Annotated in this window: 18 protein-coding genes; 10 read left to right on the forward strand and 8 right to left on the reverse strand. The window is 66.9% G+C overall.

Features of this window, described 5'->3' with window-relative positions; genetic code table 11:
* Positions 1–117 precede the first annotated feature (117 nt).
* Positions 118–633, forward strand: a complete 516-nt coding sequence (locus ACWIGI_RS11300) for a hypothetical protein (RefSeq protein ID WP_454202238.1) — start codon at positions 118–120, stop codon at positions 631–633.
* A gap of 47 nt (positions 634–680) precedes the next feature.
* A complete protein-coding gene (locus ACWIGI_RS11305) occupies positions 681–1,232 on the forward strand; it encodes a dihydrofolate reductase family protein (protein ID WP_454202239.1) in 552 nt (183 codons plus the stop codon).
* Positions 1,233–1,285: 53 nt separating this feature from the next.
* Here the strand turns inward: ACWIGI_RS11305 and ACWIGI_RS11310 are convergent, their stop codons facing one another.
* Complete coding sequence (locus ACWIGI_RS11310; RefSeq protein ID WP_454202240.1) at positions 1,286–1,891, reverse strand: hypothetical protein; 606 nt, start codon at positions 1,889–1,891, stop codon at positions 1,286–1,288.
* 165 nt (positions 1,892–2,056) lie between these two features.
* Positions 2,057–2,272 (reverse strand): hypothetical protein, encoded by a 216-nt coding sequence (locus tag ACWIGI_RS11315; protein ID WP_454202241.1) that lies wholly within the window; start codon positions 2,270–2,272, stop codon positions 2,057–2,059.
* Between the two features lie 284 nt (positions 2,273–2,556).
* Here ACWIGI_RS11315 and ACWIGI_RS11320 point away from each other — a divergent pair, with 284 nt between their 5' ends.
* On the forward strand, positions 2,557–4,266 hold the full coding sequence (locus ACWIGI_RS11320; protein ID WP_454202242.1) for an SMI1/KNR4 family protein: 1,710 nt from the start codon (positions 2,557–2,559) through the stop codon (positions 4,264–4,266).
* A gap of 61 nt (positions 4,267–4,327) precedes the next feature.
* Here the strand turns inward: ACWIGI_RS11320 and ACWIGI_RS11325 are convergent, their stop codons facing one another.
* The gene (locus ACWIGI_RS11325; protein ID WP_454202243.1) at positions 4,328–4,912 is read right to left on the reverse strand and encodes a TetR/AcrR family transcriptional regulator; all 585 of its coding nucleotides are present in this window, start codon (positions 4,910–4,912) and stop codon (positions 4,328–4,330) included.
* A gap of 92 nt (positions 4,913–5,004) precedes the next feature.
* On the opposite strand from ACWIGI_RS11325, the gene ACWIGI_RS11330 reads away from it, so the two are divergent.
* From ACWIGI_RS11330 to ACWIGI_RS11355, 6 genes are all read left to right on the forward strand, one after another.
* Positions 5,005–5,226, forward strand: coding sequence for a DUF5708 family protein (locus tag ACWIGI_RS11330; RefSeq protein ID WP_454202244.1), 222 nt, complete (start codon positions 5,005–5,007; stop codon positions 5,224–5,226).
* A gap of 120 nt (positions 5,227–5,346) precedes the next feature.
* On the forward strand, positions 5,347–5,985 hold the full coding sequence (locus ACWIGI_RS11335) for a maleylpyruvate isomerase family mycothiol-dependent enzyme (RefSeq protein ID WP_454202245.1): 639 nt from the start codon (positions 5,347–5,349) through the stop codon (positions 5,983–5,985).
* A 173-nt stretch (positions 5,986–6,158) separates the two neighbouring features.
* Complete coding sequence (locus tag ACWIGI_RS11340; protein ID WP_454202246.1) at positions 6,159–6,620, forward strand: hypothetical protein; 462 nt, start codon at positions 6,159–6,161, stop codon at positions 6,618–6,620.
* 274 nt (positions 6,621–6,894) lie between these two features.
* On the forward strand, positions 6,895–7,248 hold the full coding sequence (locus tag ACWIGI_RS11345; RefSeq protein WP_454202247.1) for a GNAT family N-acetyltransferase: 354 nt from the start codon (positions 6,895–6,897) through the stop codon (positions 7,246–7,248).
* Complete coding sequence (locus ACWIGI_RS11350) at positions 7,245–7,436, forward strand: hypothetical protein (protein WP_454202248.1); 192 nt, start codon at positions 7,245–7,247, stop codon at positions 7,434–7,436. Before ACWIGI_RS11345 ends, ACWIGI_RS11350 begins: the two co-directional genes overlap by 4 nt.
* A 348-nt stretch (positions 7,437–7,784) precedes the next feature.
* On the forward strand, positions 7,785–8,483 hold the full coding sequence (locus ACWIGI_RS11355) for a hypothetical protein (RefSeq protein WP_454202249.1): 699 nt from the start codon (positions 7,785–7,787) through the stop codon (positions 8,481–8,483).
* A 170-nt stretch (positions 8,484–8,653) separates the two neighbouring features.
* On the opposite strand, the gene ACWIGI_RS11360 is transcribed toward ACWIGI_RS11355, so the two are convergent.
* The 5 genes from ACWIGI_RS11360 to ACWIGI_RS11380 form a co-directional block, all read right to left on the reverse strand.
* A complete protein-coding gene (locus tag ACWIGI_RS11360; protein ID WP_454202250.1) occupies positions 8,654–9,523 on the reverse strand; it encodes a nucleotidyl transferase AbiEii/AbiGii toxin family protein in 870 nt (289 codons plus the stop codon).
* Positions 9,524–9,625: 102 nt separating this feature from the next.
* A complete protein-coding gene (locus ACWIGI_RS11365) occupies positions 9,626–10,075 on the reverse strand; it encodes a hypothetical protein (RefSeq protein WP_454202251.1) in 450 nt (149 codons plus the stop codon).
* Positions 10,076–10,160: 85 nt separating this feature from the next.
* Positions 10,161–11,195, reverse strand: coding sequence for a TIGR03842 family LLM class F420-dependent oxidoreductase (locus tag ACWIGI_RS11370; protein WP_454202252.1), 1,035 nt, complete (start codon positions 11,193–11,195; stop codon positions 10,161–10,163).
* A gap of 19 nt (positions 11,196–11,214) precedes the next feature.
* On the reverse strand, positions 11,215–12,636 hold the full coding sequence (gene hydA / locus ACWIGI_RS11375) for a dihydropyrimidinase (RefSeq protein ID WP_454202253.1): 1,422 nt from the start codon (positions 12,634–12,636) through the stop codon (positions 11,215–11,217).
* Entirely contained in the window at positions 12,636–13,472 is an 837-nt protein-coding gene (locus tag ACWIGI_RS11380; RefSeq protein WP_454202254.1) for a nitrilase-related carbon-nitrogen hydrolase, read from the reverse strand. Before ACWIGI_RS11380 ends, hydA begins: the two co-directional genes overlap by 1 nt.
* A 505-nt stretch (positions 13,473–13,977) precedes the next feature.
* On the opposite strand from ACWIGI_RS11380, the gene ACWIGI_RS11385 reads away from it, so the two are divergent.
* Positions 13,978–14,385, forward strand: coding sequence for a hypothetical protein (locus ACWIGI_RS11385; protein WP_454202255.1), 408 nt, complete (start codon positions 13,978–13,980; stop codon positions 14,383–14,385).
* The last annotated feature ends 116 nt before the right edge of the window (positions 14,386–14,501 follow it).

Consider the following 14,501-nt stretch of genomic DNA (forward strand, 5'->3'; position numbering starts at 1 on the left):
CCGGCCATGCGAGCGCGGCGGCAACCTCGACCTGTCGCGCGGCCGCCGAGCCGCGACCGGGGCTCCGAGGCGGGGTACCGTCGGAGGTCCGAAGTCCGTGAGACATCAGAGGTTGACATGAGATCTCACCTGGCCCGCGCGTGCTCGGCGCTGGCGGTGGCCGCGACGCTGCTCGGCGCCGCGCTCACCGTCGCCGGACCCGCGCAGGCCACCCTGGCCAGCGGCGCCTACCACCTCGTCCTGCGCGGCGACCACGACCTGTGGCTCCGGACCGTCGACGCCTCGCCCGCGGTCGCGCTGGACGCCGCCGCCCCGCCGCCCGGGGATGGTCGCTGGATCTGGTGGCTGGAACCGATGGGCGACTCGGACGGCGAGAACTTCGCGATCGTGAACCATGACAACCGTTTCGCACTCTCGGCGGTCGCATTCCCCGGCGCGGTCGTCGTCAGCCTGCCCGAGAGCGCGGCCGCACCCCGCTGGCGGATCATCCCCGCCGGCCAGGACGCGTACTACCTGTCGTACCCGGGTAGTGACCTGCGCGCGGACAGTTCACCCACCGGTCCGCCGCAGGTCGTCCTGCAACCCCCGGGCCCGGGTCAGTTCTGGGAGCTGCGCCGAGTCGGAGACTACTGACGATCCGCGACCGCTGAGTTTGGTCCGAACGAGAGGTCTACACGATCATGAGGACACTGATCTACGGAATCGGCACGTCCGCCGACGGCTACATCAACGACCGCGACGGCAACATCGACTGGACCGACCCCGACGACGAACTTCACGCGTTCCACAACGACAGGTTCCGCGAGGTCGAGCTCTCCCTGAACGGCCGCCGCCTCTACGAGCTGATGGCCGAGTACTGGCCGCACGTCCCCGACACCGCCCCGCCGATCGAACGCGATTTCTCGGCCCTGTGGACCGAGAAGCCCAAGGTGGTGTTCTCCCGGACCCTGCGCGAGGTCGAGTGGAACAGCACCCTGGTGAGCGCGAACGCGGTAGAGGAGGTCCGCCGCCTGAAGTCCGAAGGCGACGGCGTGATCGAGGTGGGCGGCGCGACCCTGGCCGCGTCCCTGATGCCCCACAACCTGATCGACGAGTACCACCTGTTCGTCTCCCCCGTCATCCTCGGCGGCGGCACCCCGATGTTCCCGTTGCTGGACAAGCGGATTCCCCTCCGCCTGGTCGAGACGAGGCGGTTCGAGACCGCGACACTGCTGCGCTACGTCACCACCTGAGTCACCGGATCACCGCCGCCGACGCGGGCGACACGGAGCCTCGGTACACCCGATCAGTGCGCCTTGAATGTCAATCCGTTCTCGGCCATGAGCCCGAGGAGCCTGAGTCGCACGGGACTCAGGCCGCCCAAAAAGCCTTCGGGGTCGTTGTATTCGCGAAGTGCGTATTGCTGCGCCCATAGCCCGCCGCCCTCGCTCGACGCATAACTGAAGACGTTGAACTCGACAAAGGCCCCGTCGCTGGGCCACGTGATGAAATCGGCGATGACCTCACCGGTGTCCGGGTTCCGACGAACCTCACTCGGAGCGTCCGGATTCTGCGCCGTCAACGCCTCGATCAAACCAGCCGCCGCGACCAGCGGATCGTCCAGCGAGGACCACAGCCGGATCGCGGCGAGCCTGGTCCACGAATCCAGCGATTCCCCTTCGGGGACATACTCTTTCAGCCACGCGCCAGCTTCGTCGCTCTGCGAGGCAAGCACGAGCACCTGCCCATCGAAGCTCACACGTTCCTTGCCGAACGCCGATGGATCCCGCACAAAGAATTCGGCCGGATCCACCCGCCGCCAGCGCCGGAATTCTTTGATCCCCTCGAAGAATCGCATCGCTATCGCACCCTCCACGCCGCCGATAAACTGGCCGGCCCACTGTCGCAGCATCGAATGTAACCGCAGCTTCGCCCACTCGCAGCCCGCGCAACCGCCACCGCACCCAGACGAGCGAACACTCGGTTCGGAGAGACTCCTCGACTCATCAACTCACCAAATTGCCGAGTTCGGTGTGATTGGCATGGTGTGGCCGTTGCCTACCGGGCGCGCTGTATCTCAGCTGGACCGCCATACGCTCAGTCGATGGCCTGCTGCGGCGGTGACTTCACGCAACTCATCTACTTCGTCGACGGGTATGCCCCCGGCACCCGTTCCCGGGGTGAAGTCGATGAACCTGTCGCCCGCATTCAGGATCAGAACACTGTCCTTCGGGCAGCGGTGCAGTACCCCAGCAAGATTGTTCGCGAACTCCGCCCACTCGCGGTTGTCCATCAGTACCCCCACAAATCAATAACCTGGTTGCCGCCCAACATGATCGCATCAATGCCCGACATTTCGCGGACAGCAGATCAACCCCGCCAGTTATCCATCCCACCGGAATAATCCGCAACCCGCGCGTTTCGAATCCTCGAGCGTGATGCGAGGAGGAACAGCAGGCTGGGCGATCCTTGACCGCCTTCAGGTCCGGCCGGTGTCACACCGATCAGCTCCCATCAGGGGGAGTCAGTCTTCGGAGTGCCCGCGGCGATGTCGTAGGTAAATGTGATGATCAGGCAATGCTGGCAACTTCCACCGAAGAATCCCTGCGACGTATCGACGCTTGGCTCGTCACGCACGCGCCGCGGACCTTCGCGTCGCTGCGCCCGCCCGCCACGCCGGAAGCGATCAGCGTCGCAGCCACTGAGCTGGCGGTGGAATTCCCTGCCGATCTGGTCGCATATCTGCGGCACCATGACGGAGCCACCTCTGGCGAGGGCAGTTTCAGCCTTCCCGGTCATCAGCCCTACTCGCTCGCCGAAATCCTCTCCGCAGGCCGGAAAAGCCGCGAACAATGGGGCCGGCACAGCGAGAACCTGCCATTCGATGACTACTGGCACCAGGATTTCGTCACCTTCGCCCGCACCGTAAGCGCCGACGCGTTGGTCGTGGATTGCCGTCGCGGGGAGTCGTTCGGGGCGGTGGGCGAATTCGAGGAATCCGACGGTGTGACCTTCGGGAACTGGGCGAGCTTGGCAGCTTTCCTGGAACAGGTCGCCGACTCCCTGGAGGGCGGAACCGTCATCACCGTGAGGCTGCCGTACGTGCCTGTCGCCGACGACGGGACGCTGCGGTGGGAATTCGCTCCCGAGCCCAGATCCGAGCCCCGGTCCGTGCTCGGCCTCGCGCCTTCCGCCGGCAGCCAGGCTGTCGTTGCGCCGCAACGGCGGAGCTCCCCCGCGGCGCCGACGAAGAACTGGCCGAGCGGATTCGACTCGTTCTGTCTGACCTTCGCGCACGGCTTGGACGAGGCCGAACTCCTGCACCGGTTCGGAGCGTTGCCCGAGACCCGGCAGCCGCGGGGCCGGAGTAAGGCCGGGGGCGGGAACAGCGCGCAGCTGCCAGTCGTGCGGGTCGGAACCCATGACGGTTGGGCGTTCGGCTTCCAGGAAGGTTTCTACGGTTTCGAGGGCGCGCGTGAGGAGACGCTGCGCCGCGCATCCCGGGGCACCCTCGCGATGTCGCTCAGCTATTCGAGCCAGACCGGCTCGACCGCGGTGTCGGTATTCGACAACGGCGAACTGGTGACAAGGTACGACACGCTGTCGGCGGTCGTGCCCGACGGCGCGCGCGACCCGTTCGAGGTCCTCCCCGGCCTGCCGCCGCACGACAAGTGGGCGGCGCGCTGGGATCCGAACCGGCGAAGCGTGTTCAGCATCATGCCATCGGCCGATCAGAAACCCACGCCCGAGCAGCGCCGCGAACAGCTGATGGCGGTGTGCGACGCGGTAGTTCGTCGCTACGGCGTCCCACTGCCGCCGCCCGGTCTGAACGGAGACCTCGACAGCGCGCAGATCCTGCCCCTGCTCCCCGCCCACGGCAACCAGCAGGTACCTGTGCCCGACCAGTTCGCCGCCCTGGTCGACGCCGCGACACCCGAGCACCTACGCCGCGTGCTCGCCAAGCAGGTGACGTCGCTGGCCGCCGAGACCGGCCTCGACACCTATGACGAGGTCACCGACGCACTGCCACTGTTGAGCGAAGGCGATTGTCCCGGTCTGGCCGACGATTCGGCCCTGGGACTGCGGCTGCGCCGCGTGCACGCCGAGTCCCGGGTCATGCGCTCTGACTACGACGACCGAGTTGTCTGGCAGAACCGCGCCATGGCCGCCTACGCGCTCTCCGACGCGCTCAGCCTGCCGGTTCCCGAAGCCCTGGGCTTGGTTGTGGTTCTACGTCAGAACCCACACTGGCGGAAGGAGTTTCGCAAACAGTTAGCCGAGGACTGAGATTGAGCGTTAGCCCCGTATGCCTCTCGCCGAAAAGAGAATTGGCCACCGACCCGAATCTTCAGGCGAGGGTCCGCAGGTGTTGAACAATGACACCTTCTGCCGTGCGCACAGCGTCGGCATCGCCGATCAGTGCGTGCAGAGCCACCCCGTCGATCAGTGCGTGCAGCCGCATCGCCTCGGCATCGAGGTCGAGTCCGGGCCTGACCAATCCGCAGTCGGCCAGCCGGGTGAGCACCGTCGCACAACCCGCGCGCAGTTCCCGGTAGGCGTCCAGCGCAATGTCTTTCAGTAGGGGGTGCGCCGGACTCTCGGCGACAAGTGCGAGATTGACATCTATCTCGCAGCGCCGATTGGCGTCGAGCGGCAGAAACTCGGCGATGACCGCGAGAGCTCGTTCCCAAGGGTCGGTGATCGCCGCATGCGCCTCGGCCCGTTCGCGAACTCGCTTCTGCACCAGCCGCATCGAGTACGCCAGCAGTTCCGCCTTACTGGCGAACACGTGCCGCAGGGACCCGGCCGAAATCCCGGCCTCCGCAGCCACATCCCGGACCGATACCGCGCTCACACCGTCGCGCTGGATCACCCGCCAGACCGCCTCGGCAATCTCCTGCTGTCGCTGTGCATGGTCGATGAGTTTGGGCACCCACGCTATGGTAGTACAGTCGTGTTAGTAAAAGACAGCCGTGCGGGGCCGTGCGGGGCCGTGCGAGTCACCCGGATTTTCGAAGGAGAACCATGCGCAACCACGTCATTTCGTTCCTGATCGGCGTCGCGGCGCTAGCCGTCGGTCTTGCGTTGTGGTTGTTCGCCCGCGATATCGACACACCTGTGATCTCGTTGCACAAGGTAGGCGTGGTGGTGGCGATCATCGGTGGCATCGAGGTCGCGAGATCCGGATTCGCGATGGTCAGGCGGCGCGAGACCCTCGGCACATCCAGCACTCGGCACGACCGATGAATTCGGGCGCGCGCCGTCGTCATCAGAGCAAGAACAACTAACCGCTGCCGTTCACAGATCGCGGGCCCGGCCATCACCTGGGCTCACCAGACGGGCAGCACCGAGCCGGGAGGTCCGCACTTGCCGAAGGGCATTTCTCGCGACGAGCTGTGGGCCATGGCCCACGCCGAACGCGCGACGTTGGCCGACGACCTCGCCGATCTGGACGATGAGCAGTGGGCTCAGCAGTCGCTGTGCGGGCGGTGGACGGTGGAGGAAGTCCTCGCCCACCTCACCGCGGCAGCGAGTACGGGTCGCCTCCGCTGGCTGATCAGCGTCGCCGGCGCCCGCTTCGACTTCGACGAACACAACGCCCGGCGGCTGGCCGAGCACCGTGGCGCGACTCCCGCGGAAACGCTGGAACGATTCCGGGAGATCATCCCCAGCACCACTTCCACATTCGGCCCCACCGCAGCCTGGCTCGGCGAGGTGGTCGTCCACGCGCAAGACATCCGATATCCGCTGGGCCTGTCGCGTCAGCCCTCGGTCGAGGCCGTCACCGAGGTCGCACGGTTCTATGCGAGCCGGGACTTCACCGTCTCCGGCCACACCGTGATCGAAGGTCTGCGCGTGGAGGCGACCGATGGGCCCTTCGCCGAAGGAACTGGCGCTCTGGTCAGTGGGACGACCCTCGCATTGACCATGGCGATGGCCGGCCGGGCCATCTACTGCGAACAGCTCACCGGGCCCGGCTTGCCCACCCTTCGCGACCGTCTCTGAATCACTTCCCACCGTTCCGGTGCGATGGGCCGCAGTCGCTGGCTCGGCGAAAATCCAAGGCGGCGATGGCACAGGCCGCGGCGGACTGTGCGAAGAATCCGTACGGACGCCAGGCCGACGACTGTGGTCGATCTGCGATCGCAGCGGGTGGTTCGCCGTGATGGAGTGTTCACGTGACGAAGAATGAGAGCGGGCCCGTAGACCTTTACCCGGCCACGGCACAGTTGACCGTGGACGGGAAGGTTGTAACCGACTACAGCGAACTCACCGAACGGCAATACCTTTGGGTGTTCGCGCAGCGACCGGCAATGTACGTCGGTCGAGTGACACTGCAGGGCGTGACCGGATTTCTCCAAGGATTCGATTGCGCCGCCCAGAGATACGGCAGGCCCGGCCTGAGTGGCTTCCGCGAATGGCTGATGAGCAACTACACGGTCGGGGAATGCTTCGCCTGGACGGCGCAAATCCAGCAGATCGCTCTCCCTGAGTGGGACTTCGTCACCCAGCTGACGCCTGCGCAGGAAGCGCACACCGTCGCAGTCCTGTTCGATCTGCTCGACCGATTCCTGATCGAACGCGACGGCGAAACCGCGACTGTTCGGGTCAGCCGCGCATCACACTCCGCCGGTCACTGAGCCTGCGACAATGCTCTTCTGACTTGCTACACAGGGACGGCTCGAGTTGCAGTCCATGATCATGTCGGCCGATGATGGCATTCCGCTGCACGTCGGCACTGTCGGATCCGGGCCGGATGTGTGGACCGACGTCATCACCACCGCGTGCGATTCATCGGGCAACCCGCCGGCCGTAGTCGCACACACGCGCCGAGGCACACGCGATAGTGCCGCTGATCACTGCCACCCGGACGCCGCTGCCGGACAAGCCGATTCGAGCTGCCAGAATACGTCCGTGAAGTGGCCGCTATCCCTGTCCCACGACCGCCTCGACGACGGTGAGGTGGCGTTGCGGTCCTACGACTCCGCCGACGCCGAGGACCTGTACGAGGCACTGCGCGACGACCGGGCCTGGGAACACATACCGCGCACGGTGCCAACGGATTTCGGCAGCCTAGACGCGGGCATCGCGGCCGCCGTCGCGACCGGGACGTGGCTGACCTTCACTGTCCGCCGCGCGGGGATCGTGGTGGGCAGGACCTCGTTGATCTGGGATCCCACCGACCCGAGGGGCGTCGAGATCGGGGAACCCAGTTCGCCCCCGCGGTGTGGGGCACCGGAGTCAACGGGCGAGCCAAGGCGCTGTTGATCGGCGAAGTGTTCGCGCACGGCGCCGAGTGGATCGGGTTCCGCACGGACGAGCGGAACCTGCGGTCGGCGGCTGCCATCCGCAAGCTCGGCGCGACCGACCTCGGCGTGCGCCAGGACACGATCGTCCGCCGGGACGGAACAACGCGGCGCAGCCGCTTCTTTCGCCTCGACCAACCCGCCGGATAGATCGCGCCGAGCTGCCGAAAAGCGCACCCGCCCACTGTGAATGCGGCGGCGTCCGCGTGTCCGCAGCCGGTACAGCAGCACAGCGGCCTACGAACGACCTCCCGTCCGAACTTTTGCGAGCACTGGAAAGCCGAGGTAAGTGCTGACCGGACCCGTCACCTGCCGGCATGTTGCCCCGACGGCTCCGCATGTTCCCGAACCGAGGCACGGTGCGTATGGAGGATTTGGCAGGCTCCGATCGACGGGGCGCCAAGGCAGTCGGTAGGGCTTGACAGTCGAATCGGATCCCGTTGTGCGCGCTAGCTATTCGGGTGGATCACGGCGCCGCCGGTCACCTAGGGTTCAGCTGTGAAAAGCGACGAACTCGACGACCAACTCACTGTCGACACCGCAGCGGCGATCGACGCCGCCTGGACGGCCTGGGGCCGTCTCGACTCGCACGTCATCGCCCACCTGATCAACCCTGCCTTCCTCGGTGGCCCGGCGTGGCCGGCGCTGCGCCAGGCCCACACGATCACTCGTCGCGACGACGCCCTGCTGGTCGCCAGCAGTGGTCTTGCCGACCCCACCGCGTGGGACGACGCCGAACCGACCAACGGCTACGGGCTCGAGGTGTACGGCATTTCCGGGGACCTGCCCGCCGACGGCGACACGATGACAATCGCTGCGTCGTGGCTGGGCCAGCTCGTGCGATCGGTGTCGAATCAGTTGGCGCACTTCGGATTCAGGATCCCCGACATGCTCGACCACTACGACCTGATCACGCTGGGTCTGCACGACCTGGACCTCGACGACGACGGCACCTGGCTTGACGGCGGCATGGCGGTGGTCATGCTCGGGCTCACCGGCCCCGAGATACCCGCCACGGTCTCGGGCCCGCTCTCCCCGATCCGCCTGCTCAACGTGAAGCTGCTGACCGCCGCCGAAGGGCGTTTCTGCGTGGACAACGACCTCGGTGACGCCGACGCCCGCCACGAGCTCGCACGCCGCTTCGCCGACCAGGGCAACCCACTCTGGTCGAGCCTGAACCGTCCTTCGGTCGCCTGAGAAATCGTCGGAGCGCGACGACCGCGCGTGGGAGCACACACCTCGCACGCCGCCAGCGGATTTCGGTTCGCTCGACGTGGACATCTCGGCCGCCGTCGTGTCCGGGATGTGGCTGCCGTCCACCGTCCGCCCGGCGCGACATGTGGTCGGCAGGACCTCGTGAGCGGCCGTCACTGCGGCAGCTGAAAGGCCGGAGCGAGCGCGGAGACCAGGCGGGCGGTGAACTCCTCGCGGGCGGACTCGAGGAGTGGATAGTCCTGCGTGAAAGACCACCAGTCGACGCTACCGGCGATGCCGGGCAAACGATCCAGGTAGCCCGGCATCGCCCGGCGATAATCCCGGTAGTCGGCGAACAGAACATCGCGGAGCAGGGCGGGCGTGAGCGTGTGATGCTCGGCGAGCAGAACCGCGTCGAAGAGGTCCTTGCCTCGTGCGCGGCTGTCCTCGTTCGTCTCCGCCGCCATCCACAACAGCTTCCACGCCAGACTCGACGCCGGATCCACGGTGGGCAGCGCGATCGCGGGCCCCGCAGTCGCCAGGCGCGGGATCTCGGTCCGGATCGGCCGGGCCGGGAGTTGCTCGCCGAAGGCGAAATCGAGCCCGAGGGTGCCGGCCCCCGTGTGCGGGCACTCCCAGAACACGGTGACGCGACGCCCGGGGACGCCCCGATACGGAAAGCGATACACGTTCTCCCCGAAGCCCACTCGCGAACGGATGCGAACCTCCCCCTCGGCGTCCGCGAGGTCGGCGGCCAGCCCGACGAGTTCGTCGTACATCCGCTCGGCAGGCACGTCGGTCCAGCGCCATCGGTGCGGCGTCACGACGAAGTCCAGATCCCCCGGCTCACGTGCCTTGGCCCCGAACCAGGCGCGCAGCGTGATGCTCCCGCGCAACACCAGATGCCGGTGCCAGCCCGATGTCGCGACAGCGTCCAGCACGTGGTCCATGACCCGCCGCCGCGCCAGATACCACCCCGCCTCCGGTCCGCTCGCGTGCTCGAACTCGACCCGGTCCCACGATGATTCGTCCACCGAAACCACGCCCTCACCGTAGATCCACTACGCCGGGATCACCCTCCCGAACCGATACGCGCGTCGGCCGGCACGGAACAAGCACCCATTCACGACGTCGTGCCCGCGCCGTCAAAAGTGCCGACAGTAGACCCGTTCCCCCGCGCCGACGGCGACAGCGGCGAGGCGAGCGACGCCCCGCACGATCGACAGCGGGGACTCGGCGGGCAGGTCGCCTCCGCCCGTCTGCCGCAACCGTGCGGTCCAGAGGCGCGCAACGGAACCCAGATCCTCCGAACCGGCAACGGCGAAATTCGCGGTCAAAGACCCAGGGAGGACGAAGACGCCCGTGCCATCGTTGACGATCTCCGCCACCCAGATCGGCCACGGCCGTTGGTAGTACTGCTCCAGCGGAATCGGCTCCGCTGCGGACGCTTCGAAGTACAGCTCCCACTCGACGACCGCGTCGTCGGCGTCAAAGTCATGGCACTCGAAGACGGGGAAATCCGTCCCCGGACCCCGCGATCGTATAGCGGCGGCGGTGCGGTCGTCCGGCGCGACGAAGAACGCGATCGTGCTCACTTCACCAGCATGGCAAAGCGGCGGGTGAGCGGACCGGCCCGCCCACCCCGGTCCCCGTTCGCTCCGGCGCCGGCGACACCCCGCGTCACCCGATAGTCGTAGCCGTCACCGGACGCGCAAGCCGCGGCAGCACCGACTCCCCGTACGCGTCGAGCGTGCTGGTCTTGGCATCGTGCTGGAGATACACCGCGAACTGATCCACCCCCAGCCCCTCGAGCTCCCGCAGGCGAGCCAGATGGTCATCGGGGGTCCCCAGCACGCAGAACCGATCCACGATCGCGTCGGGCACGAACTCGGCGTGGGTGTTCCCGGCGCGGCCGTGCTGGTTGTAGTCGTACCCGGTGCGACCGGCGATGTAGTCGGTCAGGGCGGCGGGTACCGTGCCGTCCGCGCCGTAGCGGGCGACGATATCGGCCACGTGGTTGCCGACCATCCCGCCGAACCAACGGCATTGCTCGCGAGCGTGTTTCAGGCCCGCCTCGGTGCCGTCGGTGATGTAGGCGGGGGCCGCGACGCAGATCCGGACCGCGCCCGGATCGCGGCCTGCGCGCTCGGCGGCGGCCCGGACCCGGGCGATCGTCCACGCGGCGATGTCGGGATCGGCCAGCTGGAGGATGAAGCCGTCGGCCACCTCCCCCGTGAGATCCAGTGCGCGCGGCCCGTATCCGGCCACCCACACCGGCAGCCGCGAATCCGCCGCCCACGGCAGCCGCACGGTCGTGTCACCGAGCGACACGGCCCGTCCGTTGCCGAGTTCCCTTATCACCTCGATGGATTCGCGCAGCGTCGCCAGATTCGACGGCCGCCCGCCGAGCGTGCGCACCGCAGAATCCCCGCGCCCGATCCCGCAGATCGTGCGGTTGCCGAACATCTCGTTCAGCGTCGCGAAGGTCGAGGCCGTGACGGTCCAGTCCCGGGTGGCGGGATTGGTGACCATCGGCCCGACCACGACCTTGCGGGTGACGGCCAGGATCTGGCTGTAGATGACGTACGGCTCCTGCCACAGCAGGTGCGAATCGAACGTCCACACGTGCGAGAACCCGTGCGTCTCGGCCACCCGGGCCAGCTCCACCACCCGGGACGCGGGCGGCGTGCACTGCAGAACGACACCGATATCCATGGCGCACACTCCCTTCCGGTCAGATCAGGTTCTGGGACAGTCCGCGTTTGAGGAAGCGACCGTGCCCGGCCGACCCCAGATACTCCCCGCCGTCGACGATGACCCGCCCGCGCGAGAGCACGGTGTCCACGTGCCCGCCGACCTCGAACCCCTCGTACGCCGAGTGATCCATGTTCATGTGATGGGTCTTGCCGATCCCGATGCTGGTCTGCCCGTTCGGGTCGTAGATCACCACGTCCGCGTCCGCGCCCGGCGAGATCACACCCTTGCGCGGATACATGCCGAACATGCGGGCCGGCGCGGTGCAGCAGACCTCCACCCACTTCTCCAGCGAGATGCGGCCGTCACGCACGCCCTGGTACATCAGGTCCATGCGATGCTCGACCCCGCCGATGCCGTTGGGAATCTTGCTGAAATCCCCCACGCCCAAATCCTTCTGCCCCTTGTAGCAGAACGGGCAGTGATCGGTGGCGACCGTGGTGACGTCCCCGGTGCGGATGTAGCGCCACAGCTCGTCCTGATGCCCCTCCTCCCGGGCGCGCAACGGCGTCGAGCACACCCACTTCGCACCCTCGAAACCCGGTGCGCCCAACTGCTCTTCGAGCGAGAGGTACAGGTACTGCGGACAGGTCTCGCCGAAAACGTTCTGCCCCCTGCCGCGCGCGGTCGCGATCTGCTCGAGGGCCTGCTTCGCCGACACGTGCACCACGTACAGCGGCGCACCCGTCACCTGCGCCAGCATGATGGCGCGATGGGTGGCCTCCTCTTCCAATTGCCAAGGGCGCGAAGTGCCGTGGAAGTACGGTGCGGTGTCCCCGCGCGCGAGGGTCTGTTCGATCAGCACGTCGATCGCGATGCCGTTCTCGGCGTGCATCATCAGCAGCGCGCCCAGATCCCCGGCGGTCTGCATAGCGCGCAGGATCTGCCCGTCGTCGGAGTAGAACACCCCCGGGTACGCCATGAACAGCTTGAAGCTGCTGACGCCCTCGGCCACCAATTCCGCCATCCCCTTCAGGGATTCGGCGTTCACGTCCCCGACGATCTGATGGAACCCGTAGTCGATCGCGCACTGCCCGTCCGCCTTGCGATGCCACTGCGCCAGCGAATCCTGCACCCGCTCCCCCGGCTTCTGCACGGCGAAGTCGACGATCGTGGTGGTCCCGCCCCAGGCCGCGGCCCGGGTGCCGGTCTCGAAGGTGTCCGAGGCCTCGGTGCCGCCGAAGGGCAGCTGCATGTGGGTGTGCCCGTCGACCCCGCCCGGCAGCACGTACCGCCCGGTGGCGTCGATGACCGTATCGGCAACGGCGGCCGGATCGACCCCGAGCGCGGTGGATCCAGGCGCCAGCACGGCGGCGATGGTCTCCCCGTCGATGAACACGTCGAGCTGCTGGGAACCGGTGGCCGACACCACGGTTCCGCCGTGAATGAATACGCGTGTCATTACGGCGCCACCAACGGTCCGTAGGCGTCCGGCCTGCGATCCCGATAGAACGCCCACCGATCGCGCACGACCTTGATCAGATCCATATCCAGGTCGCGCACCACCAGTTCGGGCGCGGTATCGGAGGCCACCTCACCGACGAATTTGCCCTCGGGATCGACGAAATAGCTCGTCCCGTAGAAATCGTCGTCCCCGTACTCCTCGATGCCGACCCGGTTGATCGCCCCGATGAAGTACTCGTTGGCCACCGCCGAGGCCGGTTGTTCGAGTTTCCACAGATAGCTCGACAGACCCCGGGAGGTCGCCGACGGATTGAACACGATTTCCGCGCCCGCCAGCCCGAGTGCCCGCCAGCCCTCCGGGAAATGCCGGTCGTAGCAGATGTACACCCCGATCCGGCCGACCGCGGTATCGAATACCGGCCACCCCAGATTGCCGGGCCGGAAGTAGAACTTCTCCCAGAACCCGTTCACATGCGGAATGTGGTGTTTTCGGTATTTACCGAGATAGCTGCCGTCGGCGTCGATGACCGCCGCGGTGTTGTAGAGCAGCCCCGGCTGCTCCTGCTCGTACACCGGAAGCACCATGACCAGGCCGAGCTCGGCGGCCAGCGCGGCGAATCGATCCACGGTCGGACCGGGCACCGATTCGGCGTAGTCGTAGAACTTGGTGTCCTGGAGCTGGCAGAAGTACGGCCCGTAGAACAGCTCCTGGAAGCAGATGACCTTCGCACCCGCGGCCGCGGCCCGGCGTGCGTAGTCCTCATGGGCCTTGATCATGGACTCTTTGTCGCCCGTCCAGTTCGTCTGGACCAGCGCAGCTCGAACGATTGCCATACTCTGTGATACTGCACCGCTACCGAAATTTCCCGGCATACCTGCCGGGGTAATGGATTCGTAACCGTAAATTCAGCAGGCGAATTCGACCGCGAGGCCCGGGCCGGTGCGGGGTTTCCGGCTGCGCGAGCCCGCCCGATACGCCGTGCCACTCGATGGTGATCACATGCTATGCCCGCACGGCGGACGGCGAGGCGCACGGATTCCGCCGTCGCAGTGCCGGATTGGAACGTCGGTCGTATCGAGACACCCAATTGTCCAAGGCCCAGCGTGCTATTCGCACCTGATAGCGGGCGACGCCCCAGCAGCACCACGGGACATCCTCGGCAACAGCGGGATTGGGCACGCTCACCCCGGCAACTTCTGCCCGCGCCCGCCACATCACCCGCTCGAATCCCGATTACCGACCGGACCAATGGGTACGTAGGACGAGTAACGATGATCGGCCTGCCGGACGATGCTCAGTCCGACGCCGAAAACCGCACAACGTTTTTTGGAGGGGTTAATGAAGACGATCACCCGGGCCGCCACCCTGGCCGCCGCCACGATCGCGACCGCGGGTACCGCGCTCGCGTTCGGCACGGGCGTCGCGTCCGCCGACGAATGGCCGGAGTGGAACCCGAACAGCCCGATCTCGGTGTTCGAGACCAAGGATTTCCTGACGCCCGCCGATCCGGGCTACTGGAACCCGTTCGAGTCCCGTGCCCGCCTGACCTCGCCGTTCGGCACGAGCACCCGCATCGTCTGCACCGCGTTCCACGGGCAGATGTCGTCCTGCTTCCAGGCCGACGCGCAGGGCAACCCACACAAGCTCGGGGTGGTGCCGAACAACTTCCCGTTCGCGCTGGGCTCGAGCACGCAGCTCACCGGCGGGCAGCACTTCATCTACCCGGGCTTCATCCCCGGCAGCTGAGGGCAGGTGCCGTACCGAAGGGGCCGGCTAACAATTGATAGTGCGGGCGCAGGTACGACCACTCGCGGGGGGCCAGGTGGGGGACCCCCAGCCGCGCGGGGCCCGCCCGGGGCCGA

This window comes from Nocardia sp. NPDC055321 (genome assembly GCF_053645575.1).

Bases quoted from the DNA above. Each gene is read 5' to 3' on its own strand.
- ACWIGI_RS11310 (WP_454202240.1), bottom strand. From the start codon at position 1,891: ATGCTGCGACAGTGGGCCGGCCAGTTTATCGGCGGCGTGGAGGGTGCG.
- ACWIGI_RS11330 (WP_454202244.1), top strand. From the start codon at position 5,005: ATGCGCAACCACGTCATTTCGTTCCTGATCGGCGTCGCGGCGCTAGCC.
- ACWIGI_RS11315 (WP_454202241.1), bottom strand. From the start codon at position 2,272: ATGGACAACCGCGAGTGGGCGGAGTTCGCGAACAATCTTGCTGGGGTA.
- ACWIGI_RS11370 (WP_454202252.1), bottom strand. From the start codon at position 11,195: ATGGATATCGGTGTCGTTCTGCAGTGCACGCCGCCCGCGTCCCGGGTG.
- ACWIGI_RS11305 (WP_454202239.1), top strand. From the start codon at position 681: ATGAGGACACTGATCTACGGAATCGGCACGTCCGCCGACGGCTACATC.
- ACWIGI_RS11320 (WP_454202242.1), top strand. From the start codon at position 2,557: ATGCTGGCAACTTCCACCGAAGAATCCCTGCGACGTATCGACGCTTGG.
- ACWIGI_RS11385 (WP_454202255.1), top strand. From the start codon at position 13,978: ATGAAGACGATCACCCGGGCCGCCACCCTGGCCGCCGCCACGATCGCG.
- ACWIGI_RS11300 (WP_454202238.1), top strand. From the start codon at position 118: ATGAGATCTCACCTGGCCCGCGCGTGCTCGGCGCTGGCGGTGGCCGCG.
- hydA (WP_454202253.1), bottom strand. From the start codon at position 12,636: ATGACACGCGTATTCATTCACGGCGGAACCGTGGTGTCGGCCACCGGT.
- ACWIGI_RS11380 (WP_454202254.1), bottom strand. From the start codon at position 13,472: ATGGCAATCGTTCGAGCTGCGCTGGTCCAGACGAACTGGACGGGCGAC.